At 31.8% G+C, this 19915-nt stretch carries 21 protein-coding genes; 13 read left to right on the top strand and 8 right to left on the bottom strand.

The window, feature by feature from the left end:
- Window positions 1–36: 36 nt before the first annotated feature.
- Together serC and ACP15M_RS02010 are read right to left on the bottom strand one after the other, a co-directional pair.
- Window positions 37–1098, bottom strand: a complete 1062-nt coding sequence (gene serC, locus ACP15M_RS02015) for a 3-phosphoserine/phosphohydroxythreonine transaminase (protein WP_425075498.1) — start codon at window positions 1096–1098, stop codon at window positions 37–39.
- Window positions 1099–1202: 104 nt separating this feature from the next.
- A complete protein-coding gene (locus ACP15M_RS02010; protein WP_425075497.1) occupies window positions 1203–2267 on the bottom strand; it encodes an acyl-CoA reductase in 1065 nt (354 codons plus the stop codon).
- 76 nt (window positions 2268–2343) lie between these two features.
- On the opposite strand from ACP15M_RS02010, the gene ACP15M_RS02005 reads away from it, so the two are divergent.
- The gene (locus ACP15M_RS02005) at window positions 2344–2700 is read left to right on the top strand and encodes a 4Fe-4S dicluster domain-containing protein (protein ID WP_425075496.1); all 357 of its coding nucleotides are present in this window, start codon (window positions 2344–2346) and stop codon (window positions 2698–2700) included.
- A 111-nt stretch (window positions 2701–2811) separates the two neighbouring features.
- On the opposite strand, the gene ACP15M_RS02000 is transcribed toward ACP15M_RS02005, so the two are convergent.
- Window positions 2812–4284 carry a carboxypeptidase-like regulatory domain-containing protein gene (locus ACP15M_RS02000; RefSeq protein ID WP_425075495.1) on the bottom strand — a complete coding sequence of 491 codons (1473 nt, stop codon included), beginning with the start codon at window positions 4282–4284 and terminating at the stop codon, window positions 2812–2814.
- Window positions 4285–4360: 76 nt separating this feature from the next.
- Here ACP15M_RS02000 and ACP15M_RS01995 point away from each other — a divergent pair, with 76 nt between their 5' ends.
- Window positions 4361–4495, top strand: coding sequence for a hypothetical protein (locus tag ACP15M_RS01995; RefSeq protein WP_425075494.1), 135 nt, complete (start codon window positions 4361–4363; stop codon window positions 4493–4495).
- Window positions 4496–4543: 48 nt separating this feature from the next.
- On the top strand, window positions 4544–5638 hold the full coding sequence (gene ychF, locus ACP15M_RS01990) for a redox-regulated ATPase YchF (protein WP_425075493.1): 1095 nt from the start codon (window positions 4544–4546) through the stop codon (window positions 5636–5638).
- A 68-nt stretch (window positions 5639–5706) separates the two neighbouring features.
- On the opposite strand, the gene ACP15M_RS01985 is transcribed toward ychF, so the two are convergent.
- Window positions 5707–6954: a zinc-dependent metalloprotease gene (locus tag ACP15M_RS01985; protein WP_425075492.1), complete on the bottom strand. Its 1248-nt coding sequence runs from the start codon at window positions 6952–6954 to the stop codon at window positions 5707–5709.
- A 25-nt stretch (window positions 6955–6979) separates the two neighbouring features.
- Window positions 6980–7456, bottom strand: coding sequence for a hypothetical protein (locus ACP15M_RS01980; protein WP_425075491.1), 477 nt, complete (start codon window positions 7454–7456; stop codon window positions 6980–6982).
- A 130-nt stretch (window positions 7457–7586) separates the two neighbouring features.
- Here ACP15M_RS01980 and ACP15M_RS01975 point away from each other — a divergent pair, with 130 nt between their 5' ends.
- The 10 genes from ACP15M_RS01975 to ACP15M_RS01930 all read left to right on the top strand — a co-directional run bounded on the left by ACP15M_RS01975 (window position 7587) and on the right by ACP15M_RS01930 (window position 18088).
- Complete coding sequence (locus ACP15M_RS01975) at window positions 7587–9446, top strand: DNA topoisomerase IV subunit B (RefSeq protein ID WP_425075490.1); 1860 nt, start codon at window positions 7587–7589, stop codon at window positions 9444–9446.
- On the top strand, window positions 9447–10670 hold the full coding sequence (locus ACP15M_RS01970) for an aspartyl protease family protein (protein WP_425075489.1): 1224 nt from the start codon (window positions 9447–9449) through the stop codon (window positions 10668–10670).
- A 16-nt stretch (window positions 10671–10686) separates the two neighbouring features.
- Complete coding sequence (locus ACP15M_RS01965) at window positions 10687–11169, top strand: hypothetical protein (protein WP_425075488.1); 483 nt, start codon at window positions 10687–10689, stop codon at window positions 11167–11169.
- 3 nt (window positions 11170–11172) lie between these two features.
- Window positions 11173–13821, top strand: a complete 2649-nt coding sequence (locus ACP15M_RS01960; RefSeq protein WP_425075487.1) for a DNA gyrase/topoisomerase IV subunit A — start codon at window positions 11173–11175, stop codon at window positions 13819–13821.
- A gap of 15 nt (window positions 13822–13836) precedes the next feature.
- A complete protein-coding gene (locus ACP15M_RS01955) occupies window positions 13837–14235 on the top strand; it encodes a hypothetical protein (RefSeq protein WP_425075486.1) in 399 nt (132 codons plus the stop codon).
- Window positions 14236–14347: 112 nt separating this feature from the next.
- Window positions 14348–15046 carry a Crp/Fnr family transcriptional regulator gene (locus ACP15M_RS01950; protein ID WP_425075485.1) on the top strand — a complete coding sequence of 233 codons (699 nt, stop codon included), beginning with the start codon at window positions 14348–14350 and terminating at the stop codon, window positions 15044–15046.
- Between the two features lie 69 nt (window positions 15047–15115).
- Window positions 15116–15556 carry a thioredoxin family protein gene (locus tag ACP15M_RS01945; RefSeq protein WP_425075484.1) on the top strand — a complete coding sequence of 147 codons (441 nt, stop codon included), beginning with the start codon at window positions 15116–15118 and terminating at the stop codon, window positions 15554–15556.
- Window positions 15557–15560: 4 nt separating this feature from the next.
- The gene (locus tag ACP15M_RS01940) at window positions 15561–16544 is read left to right on the top strand and encodes an FAD:protein FMN transferase (RefSeq protein WP_425075483.1); all 984 of its coding nucleotides are present in this window, start codon (window positions 15561–15563) and stop codon (window positions 16542–16544) included.
- On the top strand, window positions 16541–16753 hold the full coding sequence (locus ACP15M_RS01935) for a DUF4266 domain-containing protein (protein WP_425075482.1): 213 nt from the start codon (window positions 16541–16543) through the stop codon (window positions 16751–16753). The genes ACP15M_RS01940 and ACP15M_RS01935 overlap by 4 nt, the downstream gene beginning before the upstream one ends.
- Before the next feature lie 21 nt (window positions 16754–16774).
- The gene (locus tag ACP15M_RS01930) at window positions 16775–18088 is read left to right on the top strand and encodes a DUF3570 domain-containing protein (protein WP_425075481.1); all 1314 of its coding nucleotides are present in this window, start codon (window positions 16775–16777) and stop codon (window positions 18086–18088) included.
- Here the strand turns inward: ACP15M_RS01930 and ACP15M_RS01925 are convergent.
- From ACP15M_RS01925 to ACP15M_RS01915, 3 genes are all read right to left on the bottom strand, one after another.
- Complete coding sequence (locus tag ACP15M_RS01925; protein WP_425075480.1) at window positions 18078–18878, bottom strand: TerC family protein; 801 nt, start codon at window positions 18876–18878, stop codon at window positions 18078–18080. The two genes, ACP15M_RS01930 and ACP15M_RS01925, sit on opposite strands and share 11 nt — an antisense overlap.
- Window positions 18879–18880: 2 nt before the next feature.
- Window positions 18881–19267 (bottom strand): hypothetical protein, encoded by a 387-nt coding sequence (locus ACP15M_RS01920; RefSeq protein ID WP_425075479.1) that lies wholly within the window; start codon window positions 19265–19267, stop codon window positions 18881–18883.
- 102 nt (window positions 19268–19369) lie between these two features.
- The gene (locus ACP15M_RS01915; protein WP_425075478.1) at window positions 19370–19750 is read right to left on the bottom strand and encodes a helix-turn-helix domain-containing protein; all 381 of its coding nucleotides are present in this window, start codon (window positions 19748–19750) and stop codon (window positions 19370–19372) included.
- Between the last annotated feature and the right edge of the window lie 165 nt (window positions 19751–19915).

The raw sequence follows: 19915 nt of genomic DNA, 5'->3' as shown, positions 1-19915 counted from the left end.
ATTAATCATTCAACTTGAAATTAAATTTATTTTTTTCTATGCTTTTCGTTCTAATTCACTCATAACATCTACAAGTACACCAACACTTTCAAGTGATAGTGCATTATACATAGATGCTCTATAACCTCCAACGCTTCTATGACCATTAAGTCCGTTTATGCCAGCTTCTTTAACCATAGTTTCAAATGTTTCTTTTAGGTCTTCATTAGCTAAAGTAAATGTTGCATTCATTGTAGATCGATCTTGTTTTGATGAGAACCCTTTAAATAATGGGTTAAGATCAATTTCAGAATATATAAGTTGAGCTTTTTTGTCATTTTCTTTTTCAATAGCTGAGATGCCTCCTAGATTCTTCAACCATTCTAAAGTTAACATTGATGTATATACAGCAAAAACAGGAGGTGTGTTAAACATGCTGCTTTTGCTAATATGAATTTTATAATCCATCATAGAAGGTATTTTACGAGATACCTTTCCTAAAATATCTTCTTTAACAACCACGAGAGTAGCTCCAGCTGGTCCCATATTTTTTTGAGCTCCAGCATAAATTAAATCGAATTTTGAAAAATCTAACTGACGCGAAAAAATATCACTACTCATATCACAAACCATTGGAATAGGAGCGTTTGGAAACGCCTTCATTTGCGTTCCAAAAATGGTATTATTTGAAGTACAGTGAAAATAATCGTATTCGGTAGGAATTTCGTATCCTTTTGGAATATAATTGAAATTTGCATCTTTAGATGAAGCCACTTCATAAATATCATCAAATATTTTTGCTTCTTTAATGGCTTTGTCGCTCCATGTTCCTGTGTTTAAGTAACCTGCTCTTTTTTCTAATAAATTAAGAGCTACCATTAAAAACTGAGTACTTGCACCTCCTTGTAAAAACAAAGCCTTGTAACCTTTACCTTCAAGACCAAGTAGCTCTAAAGCTAAGGCTCTAGCTTTTTCCATTACATCAACAAAAGGTTTGCTTCGATGAGATATTTCTAAGAGTGATAAACCATTATCAAAATTTATAACAGCTTCAGAGGCTTTTTGCAATACTTCACCAGGTAAAATACAAGGTCCAGCACTAAAATTATGTCTTTTCATTTGTTTATTTTTAATTCCGAAAATCACGGAAAATATATTCAATTTATTCTACTAACAAAGGTCACAAATTCTTATAAAAGAAGTGGTATTAAATAGATTAATTATTAACAGATTGTCAACGAAAACGAAATCGTATCAACACCATCAGCATAATCCCAAAGATTTGGCATTTGTGTTTGACCAAATCTTATTTCATCATCGATAAAATTATTAGAAACTACACATTGAATTTGATCTTTATTTTGCTTCAGCAGTTCCTTTAACTCTTCTAAAGATTTGTACTGTTCGTAAAACACAGTGGCTATAGGAGAGGAGAAACTTTTGTCTTCTTTTAGCATTAGAAAACCATTTTCTAGCATGTTAAATTCGCTCATTAAATAGACAGCTTTATTGTAATCGTAGTTATTAGCGTATTTTGCTTCATTAATAATAGGATGCCAATCATACATGGCTTTAAAAAAGTTATCAAAATTGTAATTGTGAGGAACAAACAGTTTTGATACATTTCTACAACCTAAGCCATAATATCTAAAAATATCTTCAGACAAGGCTTTTAATTCCTCTTCAGATTCGTTGCCAGTTAAAACAGCGACTGAATTTCTATTTTTCCTTATAATTGAAGGTTTATCTTTAAAATAATATTCAAAATAACGCGCTGTATTGTCACTTCCTGTAGCAATAACAGCATCATAACGTTCTAGTTTATCTTCAGTAAATTGAATTCTGCCTTTAAACTCAGGTTCAACATATTCTAAATATTTTGCTAAATATGGAAGCAAATGTTTGTCGTTAGAGGATTGTTTTACCAAAACACGTTGACCAGAAATAAGAACACTTAAGAAATCATGAAATCCTACTAACGGAATGTTTCCAGCAGTGATAATGGCAATTGTTTTTAAGGGCTCATCGTTATTAAACTTATACTTTGATAGCCAAGTTGTAATGTTGCTTTTAATCAATTGGTTAGACCACCCATTTAAAGCGAAATAAATGTTCTCTTTTGTAAACCAACCGTTGTGTTCGTGAGCTAATTTAATTTGATGTATAAAGCCATCATAAAACAGTTCATTGAGAGGAATGTTCTCTTTTTTTTGAGCATCTATAGTTGTAAACTGACTTAAAAAATCTCCTAATTTTACAAATGCGTTAATTCTTTGTTGTAAATCCATTTTGAGTTTGGTTAAACGATGTTTTGGCTTTATTTTTGCAATTGCAAATTTACGCAAACCCAAAAGAAAAATTACTATGGCTATTATAATAACAGACGAATGTATTAATTGTGGTGCCTGTGAGCCTGAATGTCCTAATACTGCAATTTATGAAGGTGCAGACGATTGGCGTTATAAAGATGGAACCAGTTTAGAAGGAAATGTAGTATTGCCTAACGGAAATGCTGTAGATGCTGAAGTTGCTCAAGAACCTATTAGTGATGAAATCTATTATATTGTTCCTGATAAATGTACCGAATGTAAAGGGTTTCATGAAGAACCTCAGTGTGCTGCTGTTTGTCCTGTAGATTGTTGTGTACCTGATGAAGATCATGTAGAAACTGAAGAAGAACTCTTAGGTAAACAACGCTTTATGCATCCTGAAGAGGATTAAGTCAATAATCGATAATATTATATAAAAATCCCAAGTGTATAGCTTGGGATTTTTTATTTTATTGCAAATCAAACATTTTAAAAACTAAATGTTTCTAGTTATTTTGAAAAATTAGTCATTAGCTTCAAACGACTTGAGCTCTACACTAGGAGCAATGGTTTCTTGTCCAGTCCATTTGTTAGCATCGTATTTTCGTAACAGCTCATAAGGAATTGATTTAGGCTCTTGAAGATTTTTAAATACATCTAAATCAATATGTTTTACTTCAGTAAACAATAATTCTTCTCTGTTAACAGTACTGCCTTCAATCTTGATATTAAATGAAGTTTTATTTCTGTTTTCGCTATTTTCAATAAATTTTAAAGGTCTATTTAAATAAAAATATTCACCAGACTCACTTTTTATGTAGCGTGGCTCATAGAAACCGTTTTCACTTTTCTTATAGATTATTGTGCCTTGATTTACATTTTCGACATATTTAATTCCTAAAACTAATCTTAGATTAAGTTTTTCGCCTCGTTTTCCTTTAGCATATTTATAATCTAATTTTAAAATGGCATGTGAATCTTCTGAAACATAAATATTTCCAGTAAAGTGAGCTTTTGAACGTTTGGGTTCAAAATGAATTAAATATAAAATATCATCATCATTTGTAATGACATTGGTGAGTGAATACTCATAATTATCAGTATTGAGAATTTTTTGAAGCATACTCCTTTTTCCTAGTTGTGACTTACTTAAAACAGATGTTACAGAAGATTTGAGGTTGATGGTGTTAAATTCTTTTTTAGGCTCTTTTTCTTCATTATCTGATAAAGACAGAGAATCTTCAATTTTAAATAATCCTGTTTTTAATTTAAAGGTTTTGGTGGTGTCTAAATATTTTAAAATCACATTATAAGCACGTTCTTGTATCTTTTCTAAAGAGAAGTCTTTTTTTGAATTAATAATTTGAGTTGCTTTTAAAACTTCAAGTTTGGTTGAATCTTTTCGTATAGCATTTAAATGTCCTGAGATATCTTGAAAGACTACTGCATTACTGGTTTTGATGTTATTTGCCATTTCAGACAGTTGCTTATTGGCTTTTGCTAATTGTCGCTTTTTAAAGTGTGAAGCTTTTTTAACATCAATATCTAATTCATCAAAGTCAAAATATGAAGTTGATCTTTGAAAAAACGTATAACTCAAAGAATCACTTTTGTAATTAGCTTTAAGATTTCTCTTAACTCTACTAATTATTGAGTCAACATTAGGTTTCGAATTACTTAAATATACAGTTTCTAACTCGTTAATGGCTGGTTGTAGTAGTATAACATTCTTACTAGATATGATGTCGTTTATGTAAATTGTAAGAGAGTTGTAGCCAAGGCAGCTTATCGTTAATTGATTGTTAGATACATCTTCTAAATCTATAACAAATACACCTTCTTCGTTAGAAATCACACCTTTATATTTGGCTGTTTGAACTGCTACAAAAGGAATAGGTTTATTATTGCTTGAATCAAGAATAGTGGCAGTAAATTCTTGCGCTTGAATTAAAAATATTGAAAGAAATGAACAAAATGTAAAGAAATATGCTTTCATTGATGATGGTTTTATTTACGACGAAGCTATTGTTAATTTGTTACATCACTAAAATAATTATGCTTACTTTAACGTCATGAAACAAAAAGAGCAAGATTATAACGGATTTTGGAAGCATTTAGGATGCTTCTTATTTGTTCTTGTTGGTTTGGTTTTTTTAGGTGTTTTTCTTGTTATTTTGAATATGATGTTTTTTAAGATTGACTTTTAAAAAATATCGAGTGGAAAACCTATATTTGCAGTCGAAAATTCTCAAATTATGAAAGCAGGTATTGTAGGATTACCAAACGTTGGAAAATCAACCTTATTTAATTGTTTATCTAATGCAAAAGCGCAAAGTGCAAACTTTCCGTTTTGTACAATAGAACCAAACATAGGTGTGGTGAATGTGCCTGATCCTAGACTTCAAAAATTAGAAGCTATTGTAAATCCTGAGCGTGTGATTCCTGCAACAGTTGAAATTGTTGATATTGCTGGACTTGTAAAAGGAGCGAGTAAAGGTGAAGGTTTAGGAAATCAATTCCTTGGAAACATTAGAGAAACAGATGCTATTCTTCATGTGTTACGCTGTTTTGATAATGATAATATTGTGCATGTCGATGGAAGTATTGATCCAATTCGCGATAAGGAAACGATTGATATGGAATTGCAGCTTAAAGATTTAGAAACGGTTGAAAAGAAGTTAGACAAAGTTAAACGTGCTGCGAAAACAGGAAATAAAGACGCTCAAAAAGAGGAAGCGGTTTTATTACAATTAAAAGAAGGTTTAGAAGCTGGAAAATCGGTTAGAGCCATTGAGTTTAGTGATGAAGATTTAGAAGATTTTATCAAACCTGCTCAATTAATAACTGCCAAGCCTGTGATGTATGTTTGTAATGTTGACGAAGGAAGTGCTACTTCTGGAAACGCTTATGTAGAGCAAGTTAGAGAAGCTGTTAAGGATGAGCATGCTGAAGTCTTGGTGCTTGCTGTTGGTACTGAAGCTGATATTAATGAATTAGACGATTACGAAGAACGTCAACTCTTTCTTCAAGATATTGGATTAGACGAACCTGGTTCTGCAAAACTGATTAGATCAGCTTATAAATTATTAAATCAGCAAACGTATTTTACTGCTGGTGTAAAAGAAGTTAGAGCATGGACTGTTACTGTTGGAGCAACTGCTCCACAAGCAGCAGGCGTGATTCATACCGATTTTGAAAAAGGATTTATTAGAGCCGAAGTGATTGCTTACGACGATTATATTAGCTTCGGAAGTGAGGCTAAAGTAAAAGAAGCTGGAAAAATGAGAGTAGAAGGTAAGAATTACATTGTTAAAGATGGAGATGTGATGCATTTCTTGTTTAATGTATAACTAAAAGAACTAATTAAATAAAAAGCCCTTCTATATGAAGGGCTTTTTTATTTTGAGGTTTGATAGAACTAGTTTTTTATAATACGTTCAATTTGTTGTCCGTTATCAGATTTTATAACAAAAAGGTATATGCCACTTTCAAAATCTGAAATATCAATCGTTATTTTGTCTAAAGCATTATTAGAGTCCAATTGTTTGGTTTGTATCAGTCGACCGTTAATGTCGTAAATTGCTATGCGCTCAATTGCATTAGAATTGCTAATTGATACAAAATCGTTGGTTGGATTAGGAAAAAGTGTAGCTTTTGAAGTATTAACAGCAATATCTTCTACACTTAAAGAAGTATTAAAAAACCAGTTATAGCCTGTGTTAAAATAAATTCTACTCGAGGTAATTGCAGCATGATTTGCATTAATTAAATCTGCTCCACTTTGCGATACTGCAAAACCAGTTTGCGTATCATCAAATGCAATTACTATGTCAGCAACATCTGTAAGTCCAACATAATTTAGAACGAGTGTGTAGTCATCGATTGTTCCTGCAATTTCATCAACTCCAGCTTCACCATATTTTAATCCTGCAACGTCATCTGCTGCTAGCGTTCTTTGTACTTCTCCAACAATACTTCCTTGTTGCATTACGGCTTCAGTACTGTTAAAACCAAGTAAAACGGAAACATCTCTTTCTCCATTTGCTGAAAAATTTCCTGAAGGTAAATCAAGAAGATCTCTACTGTAAGTTGTTTGGTCTACTGTACTTGTTATTGTAAACGGATTGTTATCTGAAATTTTAAAATAATTAAGGTTTTCGTCATCACCTCTAACATCATCAGCAGAACCAATAACTCCGTCGAGACCAGGATTTAAATCAAAAGTATCGTTGGCACCATCAGTTGTTTTTGTATAATCTTGATTCGATCCAGATAAACCAGATTCTGTTGCTAAATTACAATGTGCCAAGCCTAAAGAGTGTCCCATTTCATGTAATAATACAGATTCGAAATCCACTTGAGATGGAATAGAACCGAATGAAATATTAGGTGTTGTACTAGCCATATTATTAAATACAGAAATCACATTTTGCGTTGAGATAACCATATCTGCTGCATTTGGACTTATAGGATCAATACCTACCGTAATTGTTAGAGTTCCTCCTGAACCATTATATCCTGATGGATGTGTAACAAGATCAACTCCATTACTTTCATTGGCAAAAATATAAGCAAAAGAAAATGCAAAATTTAATGGTGTTAACAATGCAATGCAAAGTAATGCTTTAAAATATGAGGTGTGATTGAATGCTATATTTTTCATCATTGTAAGGTCTGTTTTTAAGATGTAATTAATTTACAGAAGAGAATAAACGATATTTTAAAATAGAATCTAAATTGACATCTTTTTTATTGACACATTTACAATGATTTTCATCATCAGAAAACACGATTTCGTTACAATTAGTAGCTATTGCCATCTGAGCACTTCGCGATTCAGTAATGATTAATTTATCGTCTTTTAACCGAAGCTTTTCTTTGTATATTCCAGCATATAAAGATGAATTGAATTCAAATTGCAAATACCATCCTTTACCTGGTTCATTTAAAAATGTAGGATTTATTAAATCAAAATCTTTCGCATTTAACTTAAGAATCCAACTAATTTTAGACTTGATCCCTAAATCAGAAACCGAATAGTCTAAAGGCTGAAATGTATTATCTTGTAAACTAGCGATAACAAAAATGCGCTCAGAAGGAAAAGAAGATTGTGCCTTAGCAGTGCTGTATAATGTAATTGTAATTACAAATAGTAATAGGTGTTTCATCTGTTTTATGATTATAAATAAATGTAAAGATAAAATTAATAATAATTGTTAATTACTTTGTGTAATCCCTATTTCATTTTTTATAACGTTATATTATATTAGCATTCTATCTAATTTTTTCACATCATTTATGTCTCAACAAACCAATTATACCGAAGATAATATACGCTCGCTCGACTGGAAAGAACACATTCGAATGCGACCTGGTATGTACATTGGTAAATTAGGTGATGGCTCGTCTCCAGATGATGGTATTTATATTTTATTAAAAGAAGTTTTAGACAACTCAATTGACGAATATGTCATGGGAGCAGGTAAGACCATTGAAATCTCTATTCATGGCAACAAAGTTATTGTTAGAGATTATGGTCGTGGTATTCCTTTAGGAAAAGTTGTAGATGTAGTGTCTAAAATGAATACAGGTGGAAAATATGATTCGAGAGCGTTTAAAAAATCTGTTGGATTAAATGGTGTCGGAACAAAAGCTGTAAATGCTCTATCAAATTATTTTAGAGTAGAATCTACTCGTGACGGAAAATCTGCCTCTGCCGAATTTGAACAAGGCACACTTACTAGTCAAGAAACCTTAGACGATACGTCTAGACGAAAAGGAACTAAAGTCTCTTTTATTCCAGACGATACTATTTTTAAAAACTATAAGTATCGTAATGAGTATGTATCAAAAATGCTCAAAAACTATGTGTATCTTAATCCAGGGTTAACCATTGTTTTTAATGGTGAAAAGTATTTTAGTGAAAACGGACTTAAAGATTTACTCTCCGACAATATTAATGACACAGATCGTTTATACGACATTATTCACTTAAGAGGTGATGATATAGAAGTTGCTATAACACATAGTAAAACACAATACAGTGAAGAATATCACAGCTTTGTAAACGGACAAAACACGACGCAAGGTGGTACGCATTTAGCAGCTTTTCGAGAAGCTTTAGTAAAAACACTTCGCGAGTTTTACGGAAAGAACTATGAAGCTTCAGATATTAGAAAATCTGTTGCTGCTGCAATTTCTATTAAAGTTATGGAGCCTGTTTTTGAAAGTCAGACAAAAACAAAATTAGGCTCTACAGATATGGGAGGCGACTTACCAACGGTAAGAACCTATATCAACGATTTTATGAAAACCTATTTGGATAATTATTTGCATAAAAATCCAGATACTGCCGAAAAAATTCAACGTAAAATTCTTCAAGCAGAACGAGAACGTAAAGAGCTTTCAGGAATTAGAAAACTGGCTAAAGATAGAGCTAAAAAGGCCAATCTTCACAATAAAAAATTACGCGATTGTCGCGTGCATTTTGGCGACACTAAAAATGAGCGTAACTTAGAAACTACACTGTTTATAACAGAGGGAGATTCTGCATCTGGAAGCATCACAAAGTCTAGAGATGTTAACACTCAGGCTGTATTCAGCTTAAAAGGAAAGCCTTTAAATTCCTATGGATTAAGTAAAAAAATTGTTTACGAAAATGAAGAATTCAATCTTCTTCAAGCGGCTTTAAATATTGAAGAATCCTTAGAAGATTTAAGATATAACAATATCGTAATTGCTACTGATGCTGATGTTGATGGGATGCATATTAGATTGCTATTAATAACGTTCTTTTTGCAGTTTTTTCCTGAAGTGATTAAAGAAGGGCATTTGTATATTTTACAAACGCCATTGTTTAGAGTTCGTAATAAAAAGGAAACGATTTATTGTTATTCTGAAGAAGAACGTCGTGATGCTATCGAAAAATTAAAGCCTAAACCAGAAATTACACGATTTAAAGGACTTGGTGAAATTTCGCCAGATGAATTTGTGCATTTTATAGGAGAAGATATTCGATTAGATCCAGTTATGCTTGACAAAGACATGTCTATTGAAGAGTTATTGTCTTTTTATATGGGAAAAAACACACCTACACGACAAGAATTTATTATTGAAAACTTGAAAGTAGAATTAGATTTGATTGAAGATAATAAATAGATGAAAAAATGTAGTCGGTTTATATTATTTATTCTATTTAGTAGTGTATTTATTTCTACATCTTCTGCCCAAAGAATCAATTTTAAGAGCGGAAAAGTTTTATCTAAAAATTATTTTGAAGAGTTAAGTTTTAAATTTGAGAAGAATAAAATCATTATTCCTGTCGAAATTAAAGGCAAAACGTATCGTTTTTTGTTAGACACTGGAGCACCAAATATTATTTCTAAAGAAGTCTATGAAAGCATACAGCCTAAAAACAACAGAACGCTGTCAACGAGTGATGCTAACGCAATAACTCAAAAATTAGAATTTGTAACCTTAGAAAAGGTAAAGCTTGGTGCTGTCGAGTTTCAAGGTTTTTCGGCTTTAGTTTTTGATTTAAATGGTAACGAAATTTTTAAATGTTTTAATATTGATGGCTTTATTGGAAGTAATATGCTTCGTCATTCTATCATCCAAATTGATACTAAGCAACAAAAAATAAAACTAACAGATAAGGCAAAATATTTAGGTTTAAATAAAGAGAACTCTCAAAAAATCAAATTCGCAGACAACCAATATGGTCCTTATATTTGGGTTGACCTTAGAAGAGAGGAAAATGTAAGAGAAATGGTTTTAATCGATACAGGAATGGGAAGTCTTTATGATATTTCTAAAAATAATTATAACATAATTAAAACGAAACATATTTATAACAGCATTGGTAATAGTGATGGAGCATCATCTTTAAGTTTATTTGGAGAAGTTCCTATTAGTAATCATACTAGAGTTCATTTACCGAAACTAATTATTAATGGTTTTCAAATTAATAATGTGATTACACATACATCTAATGGAGATCATTCAAAAATGGGAGCAGAGTTGCTTAATCATGGTGTTATGACTTTAGATTATAAAAACAAGCGTTTTTATTTTAATTCATATGAAGAATCTTTAGATTTGGAAGGCGATTTTGGATTTACTCAAACTCTAAAAGATAATAAATTAGTCGTCGGTTATGTTTGGGATAAAGATTTAAAAGCTAAAATTAATTATGGTGACGAAATATTAGAAGTAAATGGCAAAGCCATTGTTTCTGATGATTTTTGTGATTACATTACTAAGACATCGCATTTTAAAACTTCAGATTCATTACTTTTGAAAGTGAAAACTGATGAGAATACTGTAATTAATTTAAAAGTAAAAAAGAAACCACTATCCTTAATTCTCGATAATAATAATTAAGACAGACATAAAATTTATGCGTACCAATAACGAACATGTTAAAAAGATAATTATCTCCATTTATTTTGTATTTCTAGTTCTAGCTATTGTTTTACCAATTTTTATCGATTCTCTTAGGATTTTTAGTGGCAATGCAACATTAAGTTCAATATCCTTTGCAGTAGCATTTGCAGGATTGTTTTTTCTGGTTCATTTTATTTGCAAATATTTTGAATACGATAGTGATGGTGAAAAGGTAATATTAACAAGTAAAGGGTTATTGCTTTCAAAATATTTAAACTACAGACAACATATTGTCGAGTTTGAAAAAGAAAGCTTAGTAGCTTACAGCTTTAAAAATTATATCATTTACAGAACACTTTCTATATATATAAAAGACTCTAGAGGTAATAAAAGAAAAGAAGTATTTAATATCACCTTAGTTACAAAACGTAAGCGTAGATACATTAGACAATCTTTAAGAAAGATTTTAAAAACCAATAAAAAAAGTGCACTTTAGTTAATGAGCGACGAGACTAACGATTTAATAAACGAGCAAGACGAGAACAACGAAACAATTACCAGAGTAACTGGTATGTATAAAGATTGGTTTCTAGATTACGCTTCTTATGTAATTCTAGAGCGTGCTGTTCCTGCTATTGAAGATGGTTTTAAACCAGTACAGCGTCGTATCATGCATTCTATGAAAGACCTCGATGATGGTCGCTATAATAAAGTAGCAAATATTGTTGGTCATACCATGCAATATCATCCTCATGGAGACGCAAGTATTGCTGATGCAATGGTGCAAATCGGACAAAAAGATTTGCTTATAGATACACAAGGAAATTGGGGAAATATTCTAACTGGAGATAGAGCTGCAGCTTCACGTTATATCGAAGCACGCTTATCAAAGTTTGCTTTAGATGTGGTTTATAATCCAAAAATTACTGAATGGCAAGCAAGTTATGATGGTCGACGAAAAGAACCTGTTAATCTTCCTGTCATGTTTCCTTTGCTATTGGCTCAAGGTGGCGAAGGTATTGCAGTAGGTTTATCTACCAAAATTTTACCTCATAATTTTATAGAACTTATCGATGCGTCTGTAAAACACTTACAAGGCAAACGCTTTAAGTTAGTTCCAGATTTTCCAACAGCTGGAATTGCAGACTTTACAAATTATAATGATGGTTTACGTGGTGGAAAAGTTAGAGTTAGAGCAAAAATTTCTCAGCTTGACAAAAACACATTGGTTATTACCGAAATTCCTTTTGGAGCCAACACATCTTCTTTAATTGATTCTATTCTGAAGGCAAACGACAAAGGAAAAATTAAGATTAAAAAAATTGAAGATAATACTGCGGCAGATGTTGAAATTTTAGTGCATCTACCTTCAGGGATTTCGCCAGATAAAACGATTGATGCTTTGTATGCATTTACCAACTGTGAAACTTCAATTTCTCCTTTGGGTTGTGTAATCGAAGATAATAAACCATTTTTTGTTGGTGTTTCTGAAATGCTACGTCGTTCAACAGATAACACAGTTCAGCTTCTTAAAAGTGAACTCGAAATTAAACTTGGTGAGTTTGAAGAACAATGGCATTTTGCTTCTTTAGAACGTATTTTTATTGAAAAAAGAATCTATCGAGATATTGAAGATCAAGAAACTTGGGAAGGCGTTATTAAAGCCATAGACGATGGACTTAAACCTCATATAAAGCATTTAAAACGAAAAGTTACCGAAGACGATATTGTGCGTTTAACCGAAATACGAATCAAGCGCATTTCAAAATTTGATATCGATAAAGCGCAACAAAAAATTGAAGCGCTCGAAGATCAAATTGCTGAGGTTAAGCATCATTTGGCTAATTTAATTGATTATGCAATTGCATACTTTGAGCGTTTAAAGAAAGATTATGGTGAAGGTCGCGAACGCAAAACTGAAATCAGAACTTTTGAAGATGTAGATGCTACAAAAGTTGTTATTCGTAATACAAAACTCTACGTTAATCGTGAGGAAGGTTTTATTGGTACATCACTTAGGCGTGACGAGTATGTGTGTGATTGCAGTGATATTGATGATGTTATTGTGTTTACCAATACAGGTAAAATGATGGTTACTAAAGTAGATAGTAAAACCTTTATAGGTAAAGGGATTATTCATGTGGCTGTCTTTAAGAAAAAGGATAAACGTACCATCTACAATATGATTTATCGCGACGGAAGCAAAGGACCAACTTATATTAAACGATTTGCTGTGACTTCAGTAACTCGTGATAGAGAGTACGATTTAACTAATGGTAATAAAAGTTCTAAAACTTGGTATTTCTCTGCAAATCCAAATGGAGAAGCCGAAGTTATTACAGTGCACTTGCGTCAAGCAGGAAGCATTAAAAAACTAAAATGGGATATTGATTTTGCCGAAATATTAATAAAAGGTAGAGCTTCAAAAGGAAATTTGGTTACCAAATATTCAGTTAAAAAAATTGAGCTTAAAGAAAAAGGTGTATCGACACTTAAACCTAGAAAAATTTGGTTTGATGACACAGTTCAACGACTCAACGTTGATGGTAGAGGAGAATTAATTGGTGAGTTTAGAGGCGAAGATCGATTGCTAATTATTACGCAATCTGGAATTGCAAAAACCATTTTACCAGAAATGTCAACACATTTTGATAGCGATATGATTGTGCTAGAAAAGTGGATTCCCAAAAAGCCAATTTCAGTAATTTATTATAATGGTGAAAAGGAATTGTACTATGTCAAGCGATTCTTAATAGAGAATGAAGGCAAAGAGGAGTCCTTTATTTCAGACCATCCAAATTCACAATTAGAAATTGTATCGACAGATTGGAAACCAATGGCAGAAATTGAGTTTAAGAAAGAGCGTGGCAAAGACCGAAAAGACAATGATGAAATTAATCTTGAAGAATTTATTGCGGTTAAAGGAATTTCGGCTCTCGGAAATCAATTAACTAAAGAAAAAATCAATCAAGTTAACCTCTTAGAACCGTTGCCTTATGAGGCTCCAGAGGAAGTCAATGCTGTAGATATCGAAGTGGTAGATGAAACTATAGAGTCTTCTGAAGCTGAAAACAATTCAGAACACACAACACCTACAACTGATGACAATCCAAATGTTGATAATTCTGGTCAAGCTTCTTTGTTTTAATATAGTATTGTAATTGTGAAATTGTCTTCAATCATATTAGCTTTTATATTTATATTTCAAAGTGTTGGATTAAAGCCGAGTGATTTGATTCAATTAGACGAATTAATTGAGCACGCTCAGTTTCATAATAAAGAATATGGTGATAATCTATTTGTGTTTATATCTAAACATTATGGAAGCTTGAAAGCAGATCATAATAAAGCACATCAAGAAGAAAAAAAAGATCATGAACAATTGCCTTTTCAGCATAACATGCATATAAATAATATTGTTTTTTTAGCTTTAGTAACATCTCAAAAACCACAAATTGTAACACTTGATTTTTTAGATTCTAAACCTCATATCTTCTTTTACCAAGAATCGTTTTCATCGATGTATTATAATAGTATTCTTCAGCCTCCAAGGCTCATATAATTTCTTTTTCTAATGGCAGTCGTATTTAATATGATTTTGCCTTGAGTTGCTATAACACAATCGTTTAATCGCTTTGTGTTTAAGTTTTTATTCACATACAAATTTTCTAATAATGAAAGTAAAAGAATTATTAAACAAAGAATACAGTTTTAATAACCAAGATTTATTTATTGGTTTGCCAGACTCTATTTGTGAAATATTAAAATCAAACATTTCTACCAAATCCTATAGAGCAGGTGATTATATCTTTAAAGAAGGGGAAAGGCCTAGAGGCATATATCGTGTCAAAAATGGAAAAGTTAAGAAATTTACTGGAACCAAATTTGGAAATGAACACATTTTTTACATGTGTGCAGAATCTGAATTTCTAGGCTATCATGCAGTTTTGAGTCAAGAACTATATGCTGACTCTGCAATTGCTATAATGGATTCAGAAATTGAATTTATCCCTATCTCCAATTTTACTACGGCTGTAAATGAGTCGCATCAATTATCACAGCATCTTTTAAAAAATTTAAGCCATGAGTTTAGAGTGTATATCAATGCTACTAAAATATTAGCAAAGTATACAGTTCGAGAACGAACAGCTTTAAATCTACTTATTTTAGAAACCAAATTTTCTACCGCTTCTCAGGATAGAACAGAAATCATCGTTAATAGGGAAGATTTGGCTAGTATGGTTGGCACAGCAAAAGAATCTGTTGTTCGTATGCTTAAAGATTTTAAAGACGAAAATCTAATCACAACAAAACGTAGAAGCATCTTTATTGAAGATTACAATAGTATCGTTAAGGTTGCTAACGTTCTATAATTGATAAATATCAATATAAGATTTAAAAAAAGCTTCCGTTTAAATAATAAATTTACGCACCACACATTTATGAGAACTAAATTATTTATAGCATATTTTTTAATAACTACTGTTGCATCATTAAATGCTCAGGAATGGCTTACAGACTTTGAAAAGGCAAAGTCAATAGCTGCTAAAGAAAATAAAACCATTGTTTTAACATTTCAAGGTTCAGATTGGTGTGCGCCTTGTATTAAGTTAGATAAGGAAATTTGGCAAACTGAAGAATTTCAAAATTATGCCAAAGGTCATTTTGTGATGCTTAAAGCCGATTTTCCTAAGCGTAAAAAGAATGCTTTAAGCGAAACACAACAAGCGCACAACAACGCTCTTGCCGAAAAATTTAATAGAAATGGGTATTTTCCATATGTCGTTGTTTTAAATTCTGAAGGTACAATGTTAGGTTCAACAGGATACAAAAAAACGACTCCTTCGGCATATATTAAATTATTAGAATCTTTTATAAAATAAGTATTTGAAAACATTCAGTTTATATCTAACTATTATTTGTATAACACTTCAAGTTGAAGCGCAAAGCACTTATAAGCGTACATTAAAACTTATGGGAAGTCGCTTCGATATTACTGTTGTTGCAAAAGACTCTAGTGAAGCTAATTCTTATATTGACTTGGCAGTACATGAGATTTCTAGAATCGAAAGCCTTATTTCTTCTTGGGATCGAAATTCTCAAACTTCAGAAGTTAATAAAAATGCTGGAATAAAACCTGTTAAAGTTGATGAAGAATTATTTGATTTGATTCAGCGTTCAATTACCATTTCAAATCTTACAGATGGTGCATTTGATATTTCGTATGCATCTATGGATCGTATTTGGAAGTTTGACGGAAGCATGACGCAAGTGCCTTCAGAAAAAGATATTGCTGCTTCTGTTGGTAAGGTTGGTTATCACAATATTGAATTGAATGCTTCAAATTCTACAATATTCTTAAAACAAGAAGGTATGAAAATTGGTTTTGGAGCAATTGGCAAAGGTTATGCTGCAGATAAAGCTAAATCGTTGCTGATTAAAAAAGGTGTGGTTTCTGGAATTATTAATGCTTCTGGAGATATGACAACTTGGGGAAAACAAATCAATGGAGACGATTGGAAAGTTGCGATTACAAATCCGCTTAATAAAAATAAGGCATTTGCTTTATTGCCTATAACTAATGGAGCTGTAGTGACATCAGGTAATTATGAAAAATACGTCAACTTCAATGGAAAGCGTTATACACATATTATAGATCCTAGAACAGGTTATCCATCTTCAGGAATTATTAGTGTTACTGTATTTGCGCCTAAAGCTGAATTAGCAGATGCGCTTTCTACTTCAGTTTTTGTTATGGGAAAAGATGTTGGTTTAAATAGAATAAATCAATTGCCTAATATAGAATGCATTATCATTGATGAGGATGGGAACATTTTTACATCAACTAATATTAAAATCAATAAACTATGATAAAACGTATCGCGATAGTCGCATTGGTTCTTATAACTCTATCTTCTTGTGTAGCAGTTAAAGAGTACGAAAAAGTAAACCTTAATGATCCAGATATGCTTTTAGCAGATAAAAAATCAGATCGAAATATCAGCACTTTTCATTCGTATAGAGAAGCGGCTTCTGGAGGAAATGGAGGAAAAACTGGAGGAGGTTGCGGTTGTAATTAATTTATAAACTTACTATTTATTTTGAAACACATAATAACAACACTATTTGTTTTGTTTGCTTTGCATTTGAGTAATGCTCAGGCACAAGACTCTACAAGCATTTATAAAAAGCGAGTTTTAGAAACCACAGAGATTGATTTTTTGTCGAGTTATTATACTCAAGATGGAGATAATGCAGCTGTAAGTGGAGGAATTGGCACTGAAGAATTATCAGATGTTACAGCAGCTTTTGTAGTCTCAATACCTTTAAGCGATGATGAAGTCTTAACTATTGATGCAGGAATTTCTGCTTATACTTCTGCTTCGTCTAGTAATGTTGGACCTTTTGATGGTAGTGGAAGGGCAAATCCTTATGATGCTAGTACAGGAGCTTCACAAGGTGATGTTTGGGTAAATTTAACAGCTTCTTATTCTCATAGTTCCGATGATAGAAATGATATTTGGTCTGCTAAATTGTCTGTGTCTTCTGAATACGATTATTTTTCAATTGGTGTTGGAGGAAGTTATACTAAACTATTTAATGAGAAAAACACAGAGCTAAGTGTTAATGGTAATGTATTTATCGATACTTGGAATGCTTTGTATCCAACAGAATTGAGGCCTTTTGCTGATGGAGATGGTTTGAATAATACGTTGTTTGATCAGTATACCGTTTCTGGAAACCCAAATTACAATCCAGATTTTAAACCCTTTGATAGCGAAGGACGAAACACTTACACCTTAGGTTTTGGTTTTTCACAAATCATGTCTAAAAAACTTCAAGGCTCATTGGCTTTAGATTTTGTGATGCAAGACGGATTGTTGTCTACGCCATTCCAACGTGTGTATTTTAATGATGTTGCAGATTCTTTTATTGAAGATTTTCATTTAGCTGATGATATTGAACGATTACCAGATTCTAGATTTAAAGTGGCTCTTGGTGGACGACTACATTATTATATTAATGAGACATTTGTTTTAAGAACTTTCTATCGTTATTATTTTGATGATTGGGGAATTACCTCACATACTGCTAGTGTCGAAGTGCCTATCAAGCTATCTGATAAGTTTACCATTTATCCTTCATATCGATTTTATAATCAGTCTGCTGCAGATTATTTTGCAGCTTATGAAGAACATTTGTCTACAGATGAATTTTATACCTCTGATTATGATTTGTCTGAGTATTCTGCCAATCAATTTAGCTTAGGTGTTTCATATACAGATATCTTTACGAAATTCCATATTTGGAAACTTGGTTTAAAGAGTATTGATTTAAAATACACGCAATACGATAGAGACAATTCACTAAGCGCAAATATGATTTCTGCTGGATTTAAGTTTGTTATGGATTAGTTTTTTTCTTCCTGTTAGCCGACTTGTAGTTTAAGAATTCTACAAATAAGGAGAATGCAATAGCAAAATAAAGGTAGCCTTTAGGTATAGCGCCAACTGTGTTTCCAAAGAATTCTGTATGTGATAAATGTGCAGCTTCAGTAACGAGCATAAATCCGATTAAGATTAAAAAGGCTAAGCCTAACATTTGTATACTCGGATTTTTATCGATGAATTTTCGAATCGGATTTGCGAATACAATCATGATTATAATAGATATAACCACAGCAATAATCATTAATACAAGCGTGTAGTTATGATTAGAATGTAATCCGTTGGTCATGCCAACTGCAGTTAAAATCGAATCAATTGAAAAGATAAAATCTATAATAAGTATTTGTGTTAATGCTTGAGAAAGTGATTTTATTTTTGCGCCTTTTACATCATCTTCATCATGTGAAGGATCTGTTACTTTTTCTCTAATTTCAGAAGTGCTTTTGTAAATTAAAAAGAGTCCACCAGCAAACAAAATCAATGCTTGCCAACTAATATGAAGCTCTAGCCAAGAATTCTCAATAGAATAAAACGGTTTTGAGAGTCCGACTAAAAACGATACAAAAAACAAAAGAATAATACGCTGAACCATAGCCAAAATCAAACCAATATTTGTGGCTTTTGAGCGTTGGTTTTCGGGTAGTTTGTTAGCTGCAATAGATATAAACACAATATTATCGATGCCTAGAATAATCTCTAGAAACGTTAAAGTTAATAATGCCATAATAGCATCACTTGTCAATAAAAATTCAAGCATGTTTAGTTTATCTTTTTTGCTGTTCCTTTTTCAATACGAGGTTTTTTATATTGATCTTTTACAGCTAATTGATATTCAAATGTATAAGTGTCTTTTGTTGTTGTTAAAATTTTAAAATGAATGGCTTTTTCTTCTGCCATAGATTTAGGATGCATGCTCTTTTGTATAAATTCACAATCATTAATCCATCGCACAGCAGCCGAATCAACTTTATTGTCATAATAATCAATATTCATAGTTTCAGTGCGAACAAACGTTCCAGTTTTTTCAACACCATCAATGACGTAAGTAAATTCAAATGTTCCAGTTTTAAAATCGGAGCAGTTACGCTCTACATTGTAGCAGCTTACAAATAGCAGGAAGCAGACGACTAGGAGTGTGATTCTCATTAGATAGATTTTTTACAAAATTACGAAATGACTTTGAGTAATGAGAATTATTCGTGCATTGGTAAATAGATTAATGCTCTAAACTAAATTGTATAAAAAGAACTATGAGTTTTCGAAATTTTGAAAACTACCATCCTTATAGAAAATGACAATACGCTCAATCGATTTGTTATTTGAATTTGGAAAATCTGTTGTTTTTATATCTATTGGTTTTTCTAAAACAACATTATTGGAAACCTTTTTTTCTGTTTTTGTTTCAGCAGGAAAAACACCTTTACCATTCATAAGCCAATACAACTCAACTTCAGGGAAGGAGGAAAGTACTTTAAGAACAAAATCTAAACTTGGTTTATTTCTGCCAGAGAGTATATGTGAAATACTCGAACGCTGCACACCAATTTTTTCAGCAAATGAAGAGGCGGATTCGCCATAAAAATCGATTACTTTTTGAAGCCTTTTTGTAAAACCCTCTGTGTTTATCATTGTAAACAAATTTTGTATTGAGTAATTGTTACAAATGTAAACCATATTCCAAAAGGTAACAATAAATGAGTGTTAAAGTTTAATTGAATATGAAATAAAAACTTTAATTAATTGTATTTAAATAGCTGATTTTTAATTATTAATATATAATTAATCATTTTTCAC

The organism is Psychroserpens sp. S379A (assembly GCF_049800755.1).
In the GTDB taxonomy this organism is placed as follows: Bacteria; Bacteroidota; Bacteroidia; order Flavobacteriales; family Flavobacteriaceae; genus Psychroserpens.
Note: the sequence above shows the minus strand (reverse complement) of the source record. Positions and strands in the feature narration are given on the sequence as shown.